We start from the raw sequence: 17,507 nt of genomic DNA on the forward strand, positions 1-17,507 counted from the left end.
TCTATTATGAATACATTGCTTTTATTCAGTAATATCTTGACCGAAATGCCCGTAAATCTGGCCATTTTGGTCATTACGGTCATCATTTCTCTCCAAGCTTTTCAGAAGCGGGAGATTTACGCACAGCTCATTTTTAATCCGGCGGTCATTGCCAACCGCAAGGAGTGGTACCGCTTTTTTAGCTCGGGCCTCATCCATGCCGATGGGATGCATCTGGGCCTCAATATGTTTGTCCTTTATCAGTTTGGGGGACAGGTGGAGCAGGTTTTTTCTCTTGTTTTTGGCAATATTTGGGGCCATATTCTCTATCTTTTGCTTTATGTTTCGGCCCTAGCGGCCTCTTCTTTTTATAGCTTTGAGAAGCATAAGGACAACTATGGCTACAATGCATTGGGGGCCTCTGGGGCGGTTTCGGCGGTCTTGTTGGCCTATGTACTTTTTGCGCCCACCAGCACGCTTTTGCTCTTTTTGATTATTCCCACTCCCGCCATTGTGGCCGCTTTGGGCTATTTGGCCTACTCGCATTATATGAGCAAAAATGGCAATGACAATATTGGGCATGATGCTCACTTTTGGGGGGCTGTTTGGGGCATTTTCTTTACCTTAGCCTTTGATTTTGCTTGGACGGGAGGCGCCATTGCTCAGAATTTTTATTACGAATTGGCCAATTGGTTTTAGGGGCCTCCGCAGCAAAGCTGCGGCGCTACGTTTCAGGGCTCGCAGGTCTGCTCGGCCCTTCACTTTTTTTCGCTTTGCTCAAAAAAGTTTGGTCTGGCCTTCGGCCACCCTTTCACATCGCTAGGCCGGGCGGGCTTCGCCCGCCTCTAGACGCAAAAAAATAGAGTACAGAACATTGAATCCGCATAAAATCATGTCTACACAGAAATTAGCAGAGCGCTTGGCCCAGTTGGAGGCCAGCGATTGCAGCACCAACTTGGCTGAGGCCAAAATTTACTGGACCAATAAGGAGGGCCGGGTTTTGGCTCATGCCCGCACGGCACCCATTATGTCTTGGGCGGCCACCAACAAATCGGCGGCTTGGGCCTTTAGCCTTGGGCAATTTATAGATGCCGAGGTAGACTGTTTTCAGCCCCAAAATAATAAATCGGAATACATTGGTAATATTCCAGAAGACCTAGCCCAAGAAATGGCCTTTGCCGAGGCCCAAGCCGCCGATGTTCCACATTTTTATGTGGCCGCCAATGGGGCCAATATGCTCTACTTGGCCATTTATGATTATAAAGAGGAGAGTTTGGTCCTTAGTGCAGAGGATTGGCAGCGCAAACGCCGCTCAAGCATCGGCTACAACTTGCAGATGCTCATGAATATGGTCGAAATTTTAGAAATTCGGAGCCGCTACAAGGAGGCTTATGGCTTACTTTGGCAATTTACCCAAAGTCTGGACAACCAACTGCAGCAAAAGCACATCAAGGAGGAGTTGGCCCTTTTGGAGGAGGTCCAAAAGCTGCGAACTTCTGTAGACCGCTGGCTAGAGATTTTGCCGCCAGAGCTAGAAGCCGAGCAAAAGCACTCTTTCTTTTCTATGGCCCGTTGGAAGGCGCCAGACCGCACGGCTAGAGAAGAAGTGGGGGCCTTTATGAAGCAGGCGGCTTCTAAATGGGGGCGTTTATTGAAACAATATTAAGTAATTTGGCTTTGGCGTTTTTCCAAGGCCATTTTCATGTATACTCATGAATAACAGAGGGTTTAAGTATGGGGATGGGGTATTTGAGAGCATTCGAGTAGGGCCCAAGGGGGCGCCTTTGTTGCCTTGGCATGAGCGGCGGCTGCGCCGCAGTTTGGACCAATTGGGCATTTTGGCCCCAGAGGATTTTCAATTAGCCTCATTTATTCGTTTGGGCGAAACTTACCGCCTTCGGTTGAGCTGCTGGCGGGCAGGAGGTGGCCTCTATACGCCCGAAGAGAACGGTTTGGCCTATGCGCTAGAAGAGCAGCCGCTGCAAGCGGCTGCTTTTCCCTGGCCCAAAAAGGGGCTGCATCTGGGCGTTTATAAAGGGCAGTCCATAGCGGCGGGTGGCCTATCTTTTCTAAAATCATTGAGTGCCCAGACCTATGTGATGGCAGCCAAATATAGGCAGGAAGCGGGTTTTGACGACTGTATTTTACTAAATGCTTGGGGCCGTGTAGTAGAGAGCGTGGCGGCCAATATCTGGATTCGGAAAGGCGAGCAATGGGCCACGCCGGCTCTTTCGGAAGGGCCAGTAGCGGGGGTGTTTCGGGCCTATTTGTTGGATGTATTTAGGCAGCAGGGCGTAGTGGTGGAGGAAAAGGCCCTCAGCATAGCGGATTGTCTGGCCGCGGATGAAATTTGGTTAACCAATGCGGTGCAGGGGATCAGTTGGGTGCGGGAGTTTTTGGGCCAGCGCTATACTTGTTCTTGGGCGGAGCTTTGGCAGCCTAGGTTGAATGCTCGGCTTTGGGGGAAATAGCAATTGGTCCAACCTCCCCGAAGGGATTCCTTAGGGAATCCCGAGGAGGGGAGGGTGGGCGGGGACATATTGACGGATGAGGAGCGTAGCGAGGAATACCACTTTTGCGGTGGACAGGCCCGAAGGGCCGCAGGCTGAGGGATGGTAGGGGGTGGCCGAAGGCCAGACCGAGCTTTTGAGCGCAGCGAAAAAGCGAAGGGCCGAGCGAGCAGCGAGCCCCCGCAGAGCCCGACCCGCCCAAAGGGCGGGGCAGCCCCAAAAAACAGTTCATAAAAGATGAAACCCTTTAGCAGAAATAGGTTAAATTTGGGAATCTCTTAACAGAATGCCCATTTGCGGATGCGGCCAACGAACAACATCAACATGATTAGAAAATTTAGTGTACTTATTTTTGCGCTATTCCTATTGACCTCTTGTGACCAGCTAGCTAAAGAAGGGGGCGAAGGGGAAACCGTGGATGAACAAATGCCCGAAGTAGAGGTTAAAGAATACAAAGTAGTAGCGCCGCCAGCGGGTTGCCAGCTACCTAAAACGGTAGCCGATCTGGATGGTGGATTGAAAAAAATATTTTATCAGTTTAACAAGAACAACCAGGGGAGCTTGGCCCTTTTTGGCAAAGAAATGCAGTTGGGCAAAAAGGAAATGGTCGTTATTGTGGACTATATGCAATACAAAGATATGGACTGCGAAGAGGACCAGAGTCGTTATGGCGTTGGGGTACGTTTATTTTTGCATATAGAAAAAGCCAATCGAAAAATTGACTTAAACAACCTACCACAGCTAGCGGCCAACGTACAGCTAGGTCGGGCCTCGGTGCGCTATATTTTTCAGACCATTGGGGTAACGGGGCCAAAAATCAACGACATATTGCCCAAATCGAACACCAACACCTTTGATGTGGAGGGCTATGCCAATGTTATACGGGCCGTAGACCAAGTGCAGAGCCTCATTCGCGATGGTATTGATGGGGTAAACATTGCTCCCCAGGCTATTCCGACTAATTAGAAACAGATGCACAGCATAGAACCTCATTTTCGTTGGCGAGACGAATATATGGCAGAGCAAGACGAGCGTTCGCCATTTTATGGGCGGGAGTATAGTGAATTCTATTTTGAGAATAAGATTTACAACTACCTGATTCATCCGCAATGGGATGAATTTGGCTCGGAAACCCTCTATCTCAAAATTCTTTTTGTGGATTATGAGCGGGGCTATGCTATTATTGAGCTCATTGGGGAGTGGAACGACACCCTCAACAATGACATGGGCTGTTTGAAAGATGAACTGCTGGACCTTTTGCAGGGGGAGGGGATTCGTTATTTTCTGCTGATTATGGAAAATGTATTAAATTTTCATGGCAGCGACGATTCCTACTACGAAGCCTTTGTAGAGGATTTGGATGAGGAAGAAGGCTGGTGCTGTTTTTTGAATTTGCGGCAGCATTTGAGTGATGAAATGGAGGCCCATGATCTTCATGAACATATTTATTTTGGGGCCCCTTTTAATGAATTGAATTGGCGGCCACAAAAGCCCTTGCATCTCTTTTTGCAAATAAAGGAGAAAATAAGGGCCATGGATGAGCCCGTTTATTTTTTGGATTAGGGGAGAAAAAGTATTGATTACAAGCGCTCGCTCAACAAAAAGCGAGCGCTTTTTTGTTTCTTGTGCAATAAAGCAACAAAGATGAAAGTACTACACACTGCCGATTGGCATTTGGGCCATAAATTATTCAACCAAACTAGAGAAGAGGAACACGCGGCTGTTCTTCAGCAGATTATAGACCTTATCATTGCCGAAGAAGTGGAGCTGCTCCTTATTGCCGGCGATATTTTTGACCAACACCTGCCGCCCAATTATGCGCAGGCACAGTATTATAATTTTCTCAAAGCCCTACAACAGACCTCTTGTCATACGGTAGTGGTGGTGGCGGGCAACCACGATTCCTTTAATTTTTTGGATAGTAGCAAACTGCTGCTAGATAGCTTTAATATAAAGGTATTGGCCAATTTGCCCGAAACCTTAGAAGAACAGCTCATTGAGGTCCGAAACCCCCAGGGCGAACTACAAGCTTATGTAGCGGCCGTCCCCTTTCTAAGAGAAAGAGAGCTCCGACAAGGCCAAATGCTGCCCTATGAAGAGCGAATTAAGGCGCTCCGTTTGGCTATTCGACAGCATTATGCGGATTTAGCCACTTTACTAGCCGATAAAACAGCACTGAATATTCCGCTCATTACTACGGGGCATTTATATGTGGACCAAGGACAACGAGATGGCCGCAGCGATTATATCCATATTGGTCAGGCCGATCTTTTTCCCGCCCAAGATTTTCCCGCCCTTTTTGATTATGTGGCCCTAGGGCATTTGCACCGCCCACAAAAATTAGGGGAGCAAGGACGGATCTGTTATTCGGGCTCTATCTTACCCATGGATTTCAATGAGATCAATTATGCCCAATCTGTGCAGTTGCTGGAGTTTGAGGGCCGAAAGTTGGTCCAAAATAAAATGAAACCCTTAAAGCTGCTTCGGCGTTTAATCTTTTATAAGGGCGATGAGCAAAAAATTAGGGCCAAATTAGAGAAACTACCCGCTCAAGGCGAAAAAGTAAGTGATTTACTCAAGCTAGAACTAGAAGTGCCACAGTTTTTGCCCGCTCTAGAACAAGAGTTTCGCAAAATACTGAAAGGCAAAGCCGCCGAGCTAATTTCTATGCAGCAAAAGTCGGAGCTCAATAGCCGGGAAAAGACGGCTAAAGGTCCAGAAAAAGACCTAGCAGAATTAAGCCCAGAAGGACTATTCGACCTTTACCTGCAAGAAAAAGGAACCGATCCCAAAGCCAGCCAAGCGCTACAAAAAAGCTTTGGCGAGTTGCTCTCTTGGATGCAAGAACAAGATCGAGATTAAAGCCGATAAGGATGTCAAAAAGAATTTTTTACCAATTAGGAGTGGCCAGCCTGAGCCTTTGCAGCTTTTCGGCCCTCTATTTTCTAAATTTTAAGGCCAATCCCTCCGAACGCGAACTGATGCAGGAGGGCAAACGCATTATTATCCGAGATCCCCAAACCAATAAACAACGAGTCATTATTATTGCGCCTCCACACCAACGCCTAGATAGTAGCAGTGGCCGAATGTTGCCCCGAGAAGAGGCCAATGGCCGCCTACCCGATGTGGAGTTTCTTAAATTGATGCTGAAAAAAGGAAAAGACGGTACCCCCGTTCTATAAACCAAAAAAGCCCTGATCTTCACGATCAGGGCTTTTTTCTTAAATTTCTTTACGCAAACGAGCCACCGGAATATTTAACTGCTCTCGGTATTTGGCTACCGTTCTTCGAGCAATATTATAGCCCTTATCTTGTAAGGCCGTTTTTAGTTTCTCATCAGAAAGGGGCTTGCGCTTGTTCTCTGCCTCAATGATTTCGGTCAAAATTTTCTTGACCTCTAAGGTAGAGACCTCCTCTCCAGATTGGGTCTGCAAAGACTCTGAGAAAAAGCTCTTGAGCCGCTTGGTCCCAAATTCAGTTTGTACGTATTTGCTGTTGGCCACTCGCGAAATGGTCGAGATATCTAGACCCGTAATTTCGGCAATGTCTTTTAGAATCATGGGCCGCAAGCGCTTTTCATCTCCCGTCAAAAAGAAGTCTTCCTGATAGTTCATGATGGTGTACATGGTCCTAAACATGGTGTCCTGACGCTGACGAATGGCATCAATAAACCAACGAGCAGCATCAATTTTTTGCTTGACAAACATGATGGCTTCTCGCTGTTTTTTGTCTTTCTTGCTGGCACTATAGGCCTCTAGCATATTTTTATATTCCCGATTGATCCGAAGTTCAGGAGCATTGCGGCTGTTCAAGCGCAGGTCTAGCTCTCCGTTTTTGTTCTCAATAATAAAGTCGGGCACTACATATTTCTTAATCTTAGAAGAAGAAGCGTAAACGCTACCGGGCTTGGGGTTGAGTTTCAAAATTTCATCGGTAGCCTCTTTGAGGTCCTCTCTAAAAATATTGAGTTGGCGAATCAGCTTTTTGTAGTGCTTTTTAGAAAAGGGCTCAAAGTAGTCTTTGATAATGCGATGGGCCAATTTGAGGCTCTTCATTTCCTTTGCATCATAGTATTGCTGCACTTCTTCAGACTGTAGTTTGCGGTCCAATTGCAAAAGCAAACATTCCCGCAAATCTCTGGCGCCAATTCCAGCGGGCTCAAACTGATGAATCACCTCCTCCAAAACACGCAGGATTTCAGCCTCGCCAAAACGAACATTTTCGGCAAATAATAGGTCATCGGCCAAGGCAATAGGCTCTCGCCGCAAATAACCGTCATCATCCAAGCTGCCCATAATCTGCCGCGCAATTAATTCCTCCGATTCCGTCAGCTCTCGCATGCCCAACTGCCGCTCTAGCTGTTCCTGAAAACTAGATTCTACAGCGGCGGGAATGGTCTTTTCTTCTTGGTCGGGCGAGTAATTATTGACCTCTAATTTATAAGAAGCAACATCATCGCCTAAATACTCTTCCAAATAATCCTCAAAATCGGGGTCATTGAGCTCTTCTTCTTCCTCTTTTTTCTCCGATTCCTCATTTCCAATCAAATATTCTTCCTCTAAGGGGTCTTCTTTTTCTTCTTCCTCATTTTGGTGCTCATCAATTTCTAGAGCAGGGTTACCTTCTAGTTCCTGTTGGACCCGCTGTTCTAGCATATCGGTGGGCACTTGCAAAAGCTTCATCAGCTGAATTTGCTGAGGCGATAGCTTTTGCATCATCTTCTGAGATTGCTGTTGCTTGAGCATATATTTATCGTTTAAATAGGCTGTGCGAAAAGGGTTGTAGGGGCTATATACGCCCGCTGGCTTACTAAAGTTACTATTTTTAGCCCTTAAAATCAAATTTAAGTTTTCATTTGGTAAGATTTTTGATTAGGCGGCCGCTTTTTGGCAAAAAAAAAGCAGCAACTTCTTATCGCTGCTACTTTGGTAGGGGAGGGGATTTGTAGGTTTTGGGGCCCGCGGCCAGCTTTGCTGGCCGCCGCTATGCTGCGCCGCTCGCAGGTCTGCTCGGCCCTGCAGCCCTTCGGGCTTTGGTCTGGCCTGCGGCCACGGCTGCGCAGCGCTGGGCCGCTCATCGGTATTTTTTCAGTTGATTTATCTTCTTTGGCCTTTTGTTTTTTATGGCCTCCTACAGGCCCGAAGGGCCGCAGGCTGAGGGATAGATAGTGGTGCGGCGAAGCCGCAGACCGAGCAAAATGAGCGCAGCGAAATTTTGCGCAGGGCCGAGCGAGCAGCGAGCCACGACATAGCCCGACCCGAGCGAAGCGAGTGGGCAGCCCCTAAAAATCTATAGAAAAATATAGACAGATAGCAACAAAAGGTAGCAATAGAGGAGGCATTGGATGAGGTAAGTTTTGCCGTCGGCCTGGGGGCTGCGCAAAAACCAGAGGCGGTACATAATATATAGATGCGTAGCCAATGCAGGCAAGATTAAAGCAAGATCTAGCCAAAATAGGCCCTCTTGCAACTGAAAATAGACGATTCCAACACTAAGCGACATAATGGCCCAAAAGCTCATCGTAATAATTCGAGCATTTTGATCGCCTACTAAAATAGGGAGGGTTTTGCGGCCCGTTTTGCGGTCGCCTTCTACATCTCTAAAATCTTGGGTGCAAGAAGTCAGGGCCACCCAAAAAGAAATTAAGCTGATCCAAATAATGGCCGAGCTGCTAAATGGACCAATAATTTGCCAGGCGGCGCCTAGCTGAGCAGCCGTGCCCAAGCCCATAGAGACAAAATTTTTTGTGATCCAGTTTTTATCCCAGCCGCGCAAATTGAGCATATAGGTAACAATTACCCAAAGTACAGACCAGTAAAATACGCCCAAAAAGGCGCCTAAAATTAGGTAAACGGCCGTGCCTAAATAATAGCGAAAATAAGCGCCTTGCTCGTTAATTAGGCCAGAAGGCAAGGGCCGAAAAGGCTTGTTGAGCTTGTCTTCTTCTATGGCCTCCAATTGATTACTAATATCAAAAGGATATATGTAAAAAATAAAGTAGCAAAGTCCTAGGCCAAAATAAGCCAGGCTCTGAAGATTAACCGAAGCGGCCGAAAAAAGCGCCACTAGCATAAAAATACTAGCCGATACCACCGAGACCAAAAGGTCGGTTTTTGTAAATTTCCAGAGGAGTTCTACTTCCCTAGAAAAAGCAAAAAATAACTGGTTAAATGAGATTTGTTTGTTCATAGGGCTTTGTTTTTCTTTATAATACGCAAAAAACAACCCAAATGCAGATAAAATTCTGTCTTTTTATTCTAACTAAGAATTAAGTTTGGTTAATTCTTGTCACTCTTGCTTTGCTTTTTTGTCCTTTACTGTCTTCACTATTTCCTGTCGTTAACTACAATTAAAATGAATTTTGTAGCGTAAATCAATTGATTATCTGCATTTTATTTAGGTCTTATAGTTGTTTATGACAGTTTTAGTCAAAATGTTACCCTAAAAACCAGATTTTTTTTAAATCAGCTTAACATTTCTTTTACAATTTAGAAGTCATAAAAAAGCTGAAAAAGTGTTTTTTGCCCATTTTTGACTCCAAGTAATTGATTATGAGTTGTTTTTGTAGGTTTAGGCTGGCTCAACTTCCTTTTTGTCCTATTTTAGCAGCTTGCTTGCCCAGAGAAAATATTTGCGCCTTTATCTAGCTGTAGCTAAAAAATACTATAGATCTATAGTTGCTGTGACAACTTAGAGACTTAACTTACTGCTCCGCTTTTGCTGCTTTTGTGTCAGCCTAGGACAAAAAAAAGCGAACTTCCCAATTCGGAAAGTTCGCTTTTTCGCTCTATCTAGGCCTAAATCCTAGGCATCAACATTAGCATATTTTGCATTTTCTTCAATAAACTTACGGCGAGGAGGCACGGCATCTCCCATCAGCATACTAAAGGTTTCATCGGCCATTTCGGCATCTTCAATCTGTACCTGACGAAGGGTACGGGTTTCGGGATTCATGGTGGTTTCCCAAAGTTGCTCGGCATTCATTTCACCCAGACCCTTATAGCGCTGTACGCCAACGCCCTGTCCGCCTAATTCGGCTACCGCCATTTGGCGTTGTGCTTCATCCCAGCAGTAAACTTGTTTTTTGCCTTTCTTGACCAAGTAGAGGGGGGGCGCAGCAATATAAACATAGCCGTTCTCTACCAAGGGGCGCATATAGCGGAAGAAGAAGGTCAAAATCAAGGTAACGATATGGCTACCATCTACATCGGCATCACACATAATGACGATTTTGTGGTAACGCAATTTCTCGGTATCCAGATAACGATCGCCATCTTTTTCGGCTATGCGTACGCCTAGAGCCGTAAAAATATTTTTGATCTCTTCATTCTCGTAGATTTTATGCTCCATGGCCTTCTCTACGTTCAAGATTTTACCACGCAAAGGCAAAATAGCCTGAAACTCACGGCTGCGGCCCTGTTTGGCCGTTCCACCCGCCGAGTCTCCCTCTACCAAAAAGATTTCGGAAAGGCTAGCATCTCTAGACGAACAATCGGCTAGTTTACCGGGCAGACCAGAACCCGTCAATACGTTTTTGCGCTGTACCATTTCTCTGGCCTTGCGGGCTGCTGTACGAGCACGAGCGGCCAAAATCACTTTGTCAATGATTAGCTTGGCAATAGAGGGATTTTCTTCCAAATAAATGGCAAAGGCCTTACGCACCGCCCCCGAGACAATAGAATTGACCTCTTGGTTGCCCAATTCGCCCTTGGTTTGTCCCTTAAACTGTGGGTTAGGCACTTTTACGGCAACTACCGCCGTGAGGCCCTCTCGAAAATCTTCACTAGAAATAGTCGCCTTGGCCTTGGCAAACAAACCTGTCCGCTCTCCATATTTCTTGAGCTCATGGCCCACCGCTCTGCGGAATCCAGAAACATGCGTTCCGCCTTCAATCGTATTGATATTATTGACAAAAGAGCGAAGGTTCTCCCGATAAGAGTTGTTGTACTGAAAAGCCACCTCGACAAATACACCCTCTTCTTCTCCCATCACATGAATAGGCTCGGGCAACAAAATATCTCGGTTGTTATTGTTGTCCATTTCCTGAACAAACTCCTTAAGCCCTCCTTCAGAAAAGAATTCCTCCCGCTTGAAACTGCCATCTTCCTCCAATTTGCGCTCATCAATGATGATCAAACGCAAACCTTTGTTCAAATAGGCCAATTCCCGCAAGCGCTTGGCTAAGTTTTCATAAATATAATTGGTAGCCGAAAAAATACTGGCATCAGGCAAAAAAGTCACTTTGGTCCCCGTTCGCTCCGTCTGCCCAATCACAGCTACCTCGGTTTGCGGAATCCCACAGCTATATTCTTGCACATAAACCTGCCCCTCGCGATGCACCTCCGCCTTCAAAAAGCTAGATAGGGCATTCACACAAGAAACCCCCACACCATGCAAACCACCAGATACCTGATAGGTCTTTTTATCAAATTTTCCACCAGCATGCAAGACGGTCATGACCACCTCCAAGGCTGATTTTTTGAGCTTCTGATGCATGCCCACGGGAATCCCCCGACCATTATCAAAAACACTAACCGAATTATTGGGGTGCACCGTAATCGTCACCTCATCGCAATAACCCGCCAAATGCTCATCAATCGAGTTGTCCAAGACTTCCCATACCAAATGATGAAGGCCTTTGCTATCTGTGCTACCAATATACATACCTGGCCGCATACGCACGGCCTCCAAGCCTTCCAGCGCCTGAATATTATCGGCGCCATAGTCCGCATTCTGAACCTCGGGCTGTTGTTGATCTAAGTTGTTTTTATTTTCTTCCATAGCTACAAAAATACAAAAAATAAATGGCTTATGCCAGCCTTTTTAAAAGCAAAAAAGATCCGTCTAGGGCTTCTTTTTTAGCGCTTCTCTATCTCGGTTTTTTTATTTCTTTTTTGGGGCTGCCCCTCGCTTCGCTTGGGTCGGGCTATGTCGCAGCTCGCTGTTCGCTCGGCCCTGCAGCCGCCTCTGGCGGCTTGGGTCTGGCCCTCTGGGCCACTGCTTTCTATCCCTCAGCCTGCGGCCCTTCGGGCCTGCAAACCGCAGAAGGCCTAGCCTAGGCTTGTGGGCAGCTGGATCCTAAATATGGTCCCTTCTCCAGGTACCGATTCTTTTACATAGATGCGCCCATTATGATATTGTTCTACAATTCGCTTAGAGAGGGAGAGCCCTAGGCCCCAACCTCGCTGTTTGGTCGAAAAGCCCGCCTGAAAAATCTTTTTATGCAGCTTTTTGGGCATGCCTTTTCCACTATCCTGAATTTCAATAATTACTTGCTGCTGAACCTGATAGACCCGCAGGGCAATTTCGCCATGTCCATCCATGGCATCTAGGGCATTCTTAAAGAGGTTTTCAATGACCCAATCAAATAAAAGTCCATTGATGGGCGCTAAAATAGGGGCCAACTCCTCAAAGTTGGGCGCAATAAACTGCACTTTTCTAGAGGCCCGCTCTTTACTATAGGCCAACAGTTTTTCTAGGCGAGGCAAAAGGTCTTCCTCTTTCAGTTCTGCCGAAGCCCCCAATTTAGAAAAGCGATAGGCCACCTGATTGAGCAGTTCTACATCCTTGGCCATTTCATCGGCCATCATGCCCAGATTTTCATCTTCGGGATAAAACAAACGAATGTTCTCTATCCAGCCCACCAAAGAGCTGGTGGGGGTCCCCAACTGATGAGCCGTTTCTTTGGCCATGCCCAACCAAATGCGCTCTTGCTGCAAATCTTTAAGGGCCTTAATCGATAAATAGGCCATAATGATAAAGGCCAATAATAAAGCAAACTGCAAATAAGGCGATACCTCTAAATAGGTAATCAATTTAGATTGCCGAAAATAAACGTAGTTTTTAAGCTGTAGTTCGGGCACCTCATAAATAATAGGCTGGCTCTTTTCTCTCAGTTTTTTTAGCTCCTTCTCAAAGTATTTTCGGTCCTTGGGCCAGCTTCTATCCCCATAGTTGCGCACATCAATAATGCGGTAATCCCCATCCACCAAAATCATGGGAATATCTTCATTCTCGCTAATGATTTGGCTCTGAAAACTGAGGTCGCAATTGTTGGCCGCTTTTAAAATGCTTTCTTGGGCCTGGGCCCAGGTACGCATGCGCTGCCGCTCTGCCGTTTCTAGTTGCTGCCCAATCGTAATATTAAAGTAAACAGAGCCCAAAAGGACCAATACGCAGCCCAAAACAAGGGCAAAGCGCCAGCTGGCTGTCTGAAAAAATTGATTGATATTCATAGCTAAATGCTCGTATTGGATCCCTACAGGCGGCAAAGCCGCCGCAGGCTGAGGGATGGAAAGGGTGGCCGAAGGCCAGACCGAGGCAGCAAAGCTGCCGATGGGCCGAGCAGACCTGCGAGCCCGACACAGCCCGACCCGCCCGCAGGGCGGGGCAGCCCCAAAAAAATAAAAAACAGCAGCTTATTTTTGGGCTTGTGGACCCGTTAATTTAGGTTGGAGCTCTAGCTGCTTTTTAATAAAGTCATAGGCATTTTTGGACATGATCTTTTCGGTCAGTTCTTCTGGACTAAAGCCCTCCATCAGCTCTTCAATTTGGCGGCTAGTAAACAGGCTGCTAATGTTTTCGGGCTGGGCCAAAAAGGCCTCAATATCTTCGGCCAATTTGGCGGTATAAGAGGCATCGGGATAGGCCGTGAGGGGTTGCTTGATGTTATCGAAATCGGAACCCAGGGCCATAATATCCCAAACACTTTTTCGCTTGGGGTTGTAGCCACTACTTTTAGAAACCAGCTGCACCACGGTCAGTACATTGGCCATAAAGAGGTGCAACTCCGCTTTTTTGCGTTGCAAACTGCCCTCGGGGCTCATCCGAATTTCTTCTAGGGCCAGCTGGCCGCCCAAAACCGAGGCATCTAAGGGAATGCCAATTAGGCCGCCCGATTTATAAATATTAACTAGGTCCTCCTCCGAGAGGTTTTGGGTCCAGTGATTCAGATAAGAGGTATTATTTTTATTATCGTCATCTTTGCGTTTATAATTTCGCTGCTGCCAACTCAACCCGCTAATGCCGCAATGGCTACAAACCACAGGGATTTTTTCGCCCAAAATCGAGGCCCGTTCAATGGCCTGATAATAATATTTTCTAAAGCGGTAGCTCATGTGTTTCACATCAATCAGGATGCGTCGGCCTTCTCGGGCGGTAAGTTCTTCAATAATTTCTTTACCCAGGCGGCTAGGGCCATTATTGACCGCCTTGACCTTGCCAAAGACGTTAATTTCGTCGCGGCTCCAGCTATTGGCCATTCCGCCTAGGCCATTTTCATAGTTTTTGGCCAAGGAAATCCAGAGAATTGGCGTTTGGATATACTCATCGGTATTATCAGAAATAGGGAGTAGGCCCTTTAGGCGGCGAATATTTTTGCGCATCAGCTCGCTATACTCCTCCAAATTGGTAATATTTTCATCTATATATATAGAGTGGCCCAAACTATGGCCCCCATCAATGCTCAGCAAGATGCCGAGGCGGTAGGGGCTAGCCAGCACCGAGTCGAGCTGCCCAGCATTGCGGATAATTTCGTACTGATGCTTTTTGCCCTGAAAATAGTAGAAGCTTTTTTCGCCCTCAAAACGTTGCAAATACTCAATATTACCCAGTAGGTCGGCAAAATAATCCATTTCTTTTTGGCGCAAAAAGAGTTGGTTGGCCACAATGCCCGTCATGCAAGAAACGGTCGCTTTTTTATTTCGGTCATTGTAAAAACTAGAGCCATTGATGAGCGGGCGCTCTACCGGAGAAAGCGCCATGCAGCTAAGGCGGCTACGCCCCTGCGCCAGGGCCGCAAAATGCGCCTGCGAGTATTTGGGTAGATAGGGGCCGAGGGCCTGCATCATTTGGCTAGAACGGTCGTAGCCACAATCATGAAAAATGGGCTCCCAAATCGTGTAGTCCATGTCTCCAGTCCGAGAGTTATAGGGCTTACTACTCGAGTTGATATGTATATCGGCATAAAATTGCCCTAATTGCAGGGGGGGATTTGCTTGTTCTTCTTCTTCGGTTTGGGCCAAAAGAAAAAGAGGGAGAAAGAAAAGCAGAAAACCGATTGTATTTCGCATGCTGAAGCTGTATTTTGGGGCGGTCAGGCGTAAAATGGACCGTAAATTTAGGCTTTTTTGATGAACTTACTGAAGAATTAAGATCTTGTCCATCATCTTTTAGACGAAAGGCCCATTTTGCCCTAAATGAACAAATTACCTCTACCCTATAAAAAGAAAAGGTGCTCTCTTTATTTCGCAACAATCATATTATTACCGGCTTTTTTGTCTTGATTTATGGAGTTTTACTCCTTTTGCCCGTTTTTTTTCTCTCCGATACGGCTTCTTTGGCGGATTTGGGACCACTAGCGCCTTATTTTGGCGGCAGTGGACTAGGGGCCAACTTGCTTTTTTTGCTGCTCGCTTTTGTCTTGGCTTTTGGGCTCAACCAATTGGTCAATCGCTTTCGCTTGGGCCGACAGAGTACATTTTTTGTGGCCATCAGTAGCTTGCTTGGCCTGGCTTTGTTTCCAGAGAGCCTAGGCCTCTCGCCAGTCTTGCTGGGCAATTTGAGTTTATTGCTCTGTTTCTATAATCTCTACCGATCCTATGAGCAGAAAAATTCGGTGTTGCCACTTTCTAATGCCGCTCTCTTTATGGGCCTGAGCATGCAGTTTTATCTGCCTTTTGCTCTTTATTTACCCGCTTTTTTGTTGGCTTGGATCACCCTTCGACCAATCAGCATCCGAGATTTTTCCGTCATTCTGCTCTCGGGCAGTATACCCGCATTTCTGACCGGCACGGCTTATTTTCTCTTTGATCATTGGGGCGATTTTGCCCAGAGTTATGCCTTTTCCAATTGGCTGCATCGAGATTTTTCTAGCCTCAATTCTCCCTTCCTTTTGGCCTCTTTTGGGGCGGCTTTGCTGATTTTTCTCCTCTCTTGGGCCAATTTTCAAACCCTCAAGCAAAAGACAACCATTAAGGAGCAGAAGTTTTTACAACTCATTTTTATCTTTCTCTTTTTTGCCCCCTTGCAGCTCTTGGCCTATCAAGGAATACCCGCCCAACTAACCGCCTGCTTGCTCCCTATGGCGCTCTTGCTTGGGCTACAATGGCAAGCCTGGAAAAATAGCCGCTGGGCAGAGCTTTGGCAATTGCTGTTTCTGGCCATTGCCGCCCTGGCTCAATATTATCCTCTTTTTTAACTCTTCTACTGCTATTTTGGGGCTGCCCACTCGCTTCGCTCGGGTCGGGCTGTGTCAGGGCTCGCAGGTCTGCTCGGCCCTTCGCTTTTTTCGCTTTGCTCAAAAAGCTCGGTCTGGCCTTCGGCCCCCCTTATCCATCCCTCAGCCGAGGCGCTGCGCGCCTTTGCGGCGGCTTCGCCGCCTGTCCACCGCAAAAGGACCGAGAAAAATAAATAACTGAAAATCAGTGTGATGGGCATTTTTAAACCTAAAATTTCAAGGCAGTTGAACTAATTGCTAGGGTACTTAGTTTGAAAAATAAACTAAGTTAGTTTGGAAAATAAACTAAGTCTAATTATCTTGTTCGTACAAAATAAAATATCCCTATGCAAAACAGTTTAAATAAGCGCTATCGGAGCAGTTTGGCCCTGCTCACCGACCTCTATCAAATTACTATGGCCTACGGCTATTGGAAGGCGGGCCGGCAAGAAGAAGAGGCCATTTTTCATTGGTTTTACCGAAAAAACCCCTTTGGGGCCAATTATGCCATTACAGCAGGTTTGGAAGATGCCATTGCCTATATGCAAGATTTTGCCTTTTCGGTAGATGATATACAGTATTTAGGGGGCTTGAAGGGGGCCGATGGCCGCCCATTATTTGAGGAAGCCTTTTTGAATTATCTACAGCGCATGAAGTTTAGCTGTGATATTGATGCGGTGCCAGAGGGCCGAGTTGTTTTTGCACATGAACCCCTTTTGCGGGTTCGTGGTCCATTGATTCAGGCCCAATTATTAGAAACGGCATTATTAAATATCCTAAACTTTCAAACCTTAATTGCCAGCAAGGCGCATCAGGTTTGTTTGGCCGCTCAGGGCGATACGGTCCTAGAGTTTGGTTTGCGCAGAGCGCAGGGAATTGACGGAGGCCTCTCCGCTTCTCGAGCAGCTTATATTGCTGGAGTAGCCGCAAGCAGTAATGTATTGGCGGGCAAGCTCTATGATATTCCTGTAAAGGGAACTCATGCGCATAGTTGGGTGATGAGTTTTGAGGATGAGCAGCAAGCCTTTGCTACTTATGCGCAGGCCATGCCCGCTAATTGCGTTTTTCTGGTGGATACCTATGATACGCAAAAGGGAGTAGACAAAGCCATTGAAATCGGTAGAGCATTAAGAGCGCAAGGACAGGATTTACTAGGTATTCGCTTAGATAGTGGCGATTTGCGGGCCCTGAGTATTTGGGCCAGAAAACGCTTGGATGAGGCGGGTTTTGAAAAGACGAAAATCATTGCTAGCGATAGCCTGAATGAGGATAAAATTAGGACCTTAAAGGCTGGGGGAGCGGCCATTGATAGTTGGGGCGTGGGGACCAATTTGGTTACCGCCCAGAATCAGCCCGCTCTAGGCGGCGTCTATAAACTGGCTGCCTTGCGCAAGGATGCAAATAGCGAATGGGCCTATAAAATTAAGCTCTCCAATACGCCAATTAAAATCTCTAATCCGGGCGCACTACAAGTTCGCCGCTATTATTTGACCGATGGGCGGCCCTATGGCGACATGATTTGGGATGAGCTGCAAACTAGCCCTTTGGGCCAATTGCAAAGCCTAGATGGCCGCAGTATAGTTTGCGATAGCCGAAAATACGAAGATCTCTTGCAGCCCATATTTAGAAAAGGCGAACTTTGCTATAAATTGCCTAGCTTAGGCGAAATTCGCAAGGCTGCAGAACGAGATTTGGCTCTTTTTCAGGGCGTAGATTTTAAGTTGTACCCCAAGGGGCTAGAAGCGCATTTGGCCCAAACTAAAGCCGCCTTGATAGAGGGACTGAAGAATAAAAAACAATAA

General features: G+C 46.6%; 14 protein-coding genes. 9 read left to right on the forward strand and 5 right to left on the reverse strand.

The features are described from left to right. Positions 1 to 6: 6 nt before the first annotated feature. The 7 genes from SGRA_RS14745 (at position 7) to SGRA_RS14775 (ending at position 5,671) form a co-directional block, all read left to right on the forward strand. Positions 7 to 678 carry a rhomboid family intramembrane serine protease gene (locus SGRA_RS14745; RefSeq protein ID WP_015693561.1) on the forward strand — a complete coding sequence of 224 codons (672 nt, stop codon included), beginning with the start codon at positions 7 to 9 and terminating at the stop codon, positions 676 to 678. A gap of 193 nt (positions 679 to 871) precedes the next feature. Continuing rightward, complete coding sequence (locus tag SGRA_RS14750) at positions 872 to 1,645, forward strand: hypothetical protein (protein ID WP_015693562.1); 774 nt, start codon at positions 872 to 874, stop codon at positions 1,643 to 1,645. Positions 1,646 to 1,691: 46 nt separating this feature from the next. Continuing rightward, a complete protein-coding gene (locus tag SGRA_RS14755; RefSeq protein ID WP_015693563.1) occupies positions 1,692 to 2,450 on the forward strand; it encodes an aminotransferase class IV in 759 nt (252 codons plus the stop codon). 363 nt (positions 2,451 to 2,813) lie between these two features. Continuing rightward, positions 2,814 to 3,455, forward strand: a complete 642-nt coding sequence (locus SGRA_RS14760) for a hypothetical protein (RefSeq protein ID WP_015693564.1) — start codon at positions 2,814 to 2,816, stop codon at positions 3,453 to 3,455. A 6-nt stretch (positions 3,456 to 3,461) separates the two neighbouring features. Beyond that, positions 3,462 to 4,052 carry a hypothetical protein gene (locus tag SGRA_RS14765; protein ID WP_015693565.1) on the forward strand — a complete coding sequence of 197 codons (591 nt, stop codon included), beginning with the start codon at positions 3,462 to 3,464 and terminating at the stop codon, positions 4,050 to 4,052. An 81-nt stretch (positions 4,053 to 4,133) separates the two neighbouring features. Continuing rightward, on the forward strand, positions 4,134 to 5,351 hold the full coding sequence (locus tag SGRA_RS14770; protein ID WP_015693566.1) for an exonuclease SbcCD subunit D C-terminal domain-containing protein: 1,218 nt from the start codon (positions 4,134 to 4,136) through the stop codon (positions 5,349 to 5,351). 11 nt (positions 5,352 to 5,362) lie between these two features. Continuing rightward, positions 5,363 to 5,671, forward strand: a complete 309-nt coding sequence (locus SGRA_RS14775) for a hypothetical protein (protein WP_015693567.1) — start codon at positions 5,363 to 5,365, stop codon at positions 5,669 to 5,671. 39 nt (positions 5,672 to 5,710) lie between these two features. Here the strand turns inward: SGRA_RS14775 and rpoN are convergent, their stop codons facing one another. The 5 genes from rpoN to SGRA_RS14810 form a co-directional block, all read right to left on the reverse strand. Then, complete coding sequence (rpoN, locus tag SGRA_RS14780; protein WP_041329945.1) at positions 5,711 to 7,234, reverse strand: RNA polymerase factor sigma-54; 1,524 nt, start codon at positions 7,232 to 7,234, stop codon at positions 5,711 to 5,713. 544 nt (positions 7,235 to 7,778) lie between these two features. Then, positions 7,779 to 8,678: a UbiA family prenyltransferase gene (locus SGRA_RS14790; RefSeq protein WP_015693570.1), complete on the reverse strand. Its 900-nt coding sequence runs from the start codon at positions 8,676 to 8,678 to the stop codon at positions 7,779 to 7,781. A 615-nt stretch (positions 8,679 to 9,293) separates the two neighbouring features. After that, on the reverse strand, positions 9,294 to 11,270 hold the full coding sequence (gyrB, locus tag SGRA_RS14795; RefSeq protein WP_015693571.1) for a DNA topoisomerase (ATP-hydrolyzing) subunit B: 1,977 nt from the start codon (positions 11,268 to 11,270) through the stop codon (positions 9,294 to 9,296). A 269-nt stretch (positions 11,271 to 11,539) separates the two neighbouring features. Next, positions 11,540 to 12,724: a sensor histidine kinase gene (locus SGRA_RS14805; protein ID WP_015693573.1), complete on the reverse strand. Its 1,185-nt coding sequence runs from the start codon at positions 12,722 to 12,724 to the stop codon at positions 11,540 to 11,542. Positions 12,725 to 12,907: 183 nt separating this feature from the next. Further along, positions 12,908 to 14,560 (reverse strand): amidohydrolase family protein, encoded by a 1,653-nt coding sequence (locus tag SGRA_RS14810; RefSeq protein WP_015693574.1) that lies wholly within the window; start codon positions 14,558 to 14,560, stop codon positions 12,908 to 12,910. 161 nt (positions 14,561 to 14,721) lie between these two features. On the opposite strand from SGRA_RS14810, the gene SGRA_RS14815 reads away from it, so the two are divergent. Both SGRA_RS14815 and SGRA_RS14825 read left to right on the forward strand, forming a co-directional pair. After that, positions 14,722 to 15,687, forward strand: coding sequence for a hypothetical protein (locus SGRA_RS14815; RefSeq protein WP_015693575.1), 966 nt, complete (start codon positions 14,722 to 14,724; stop codon positions 15,685 to 15,687). Between the two features lie 365 nt (positions 15,688 to 16,052). Then, entirely contained in the window at positions 16,053 to 17,507 is a 1,455-nt protein-coding gene (locus tag SGRA_RS14825; RefSeq protein ID WP_015693577.1) for a nicotinate phosphoribosyltransferase, read from the forward strand.

Source organism: Saprospira grandis str. Lewin (assembly GCF_000250635.1).
In the GTDB taxonomy this organism is placed as follows: domain Bacteria; phylum Bacteroidota; class Bacteroidia; order Chitinophagales; family Saprospiraceae; genus Saprospira; species Saprospira grandis.

Coding starts and splice junctions, on each gene's coding strand:
- SGRA_RS14745 (WP_015693561.1), top strand. CDS start 7: ATGAATACATTGCTTTTATTCAGTAATATCTTGACCGAAATGCCCGTA.
- SGRA_RS14750 (WP_015693562.1), top strand. CDS start 872: ATGTCTACACAGAAATTAGCAGAGCGCTTGGCCCAGTTGGAGGCCAGC.
- SGRA_RS14755 (WP_015693563.1), top strand. CDS start 1,692: ATGAATAACAGAGGGTTTAAGTATGGGGATGGGGTATTTGAGAGCATT.
- SGRA_RS14760 (WP_015693564.1), top strand. CDS start 2,814: ATGATTAGAAAATTTAGTGTACTTATTTTTGCGCTATTCCTATTGACC.
- SGRA_RS14765 (WP_015693565.1), top strand. CDS start 3,462: ATGCACAGCATAGAACCTCATTTTCGTTGGCGAGACGAATATATGGCA.
- SGRA_RS14770 (WP_015693566.1), top strand. CDS start 4,134: ATGAAAGTACTACACACTGCCGATTGGCATTTGGGCCATAAATTATTC.
- SGRA_RS14775 (WP_015693567.1), top strand. CDS start 5,363: ATGTCAAAAAGAATTTTTTACCAATTAGGAGTGGCCAGCCTGAGCCTT.
- rpoN (WP_041329945.1), bottom strand. CDS start 7,234: ATGCTCAAGCAACAGCAATCTCAGAAGATGATGCAAAAGCTATCGCCT.
- SGRA_RS14790 (WP_015693570.1), bottom strand. CDS start 8,678: ATGAACAAACAAATCTCATTTAACCAGTTATTTTTTGCTTTTTCTAGG.
- gyrB (WP_015693571.1), bottom strand. CDS start 11,270: ATGGAAGAAAATAAAAACAACTTAGATCAACAACAGCCCGAGGTTCAG.
- SGRA_RS14805 (WP_015693573.1), bottom strand. CDS start 12,724: ATGAATATCAATCAATTTTTTCAGACAGCCAGCTGGCGCTTTGCCCTT.
- SGRA_RS14810 (WP_015693574.1), bottom strand. CDS start 14,560: ATGCGAAATACAATCGGTTTTCTGCTTTTCTTTCTCCCTCTTTTTCTT.
- SGRA_RS14825 (WP_015693577.1), top strand. CDS start 16,053: ATGCAAAACAGTTTAAATAAGCGCTATCGGAGCAGTTTGGCCCTGCTC.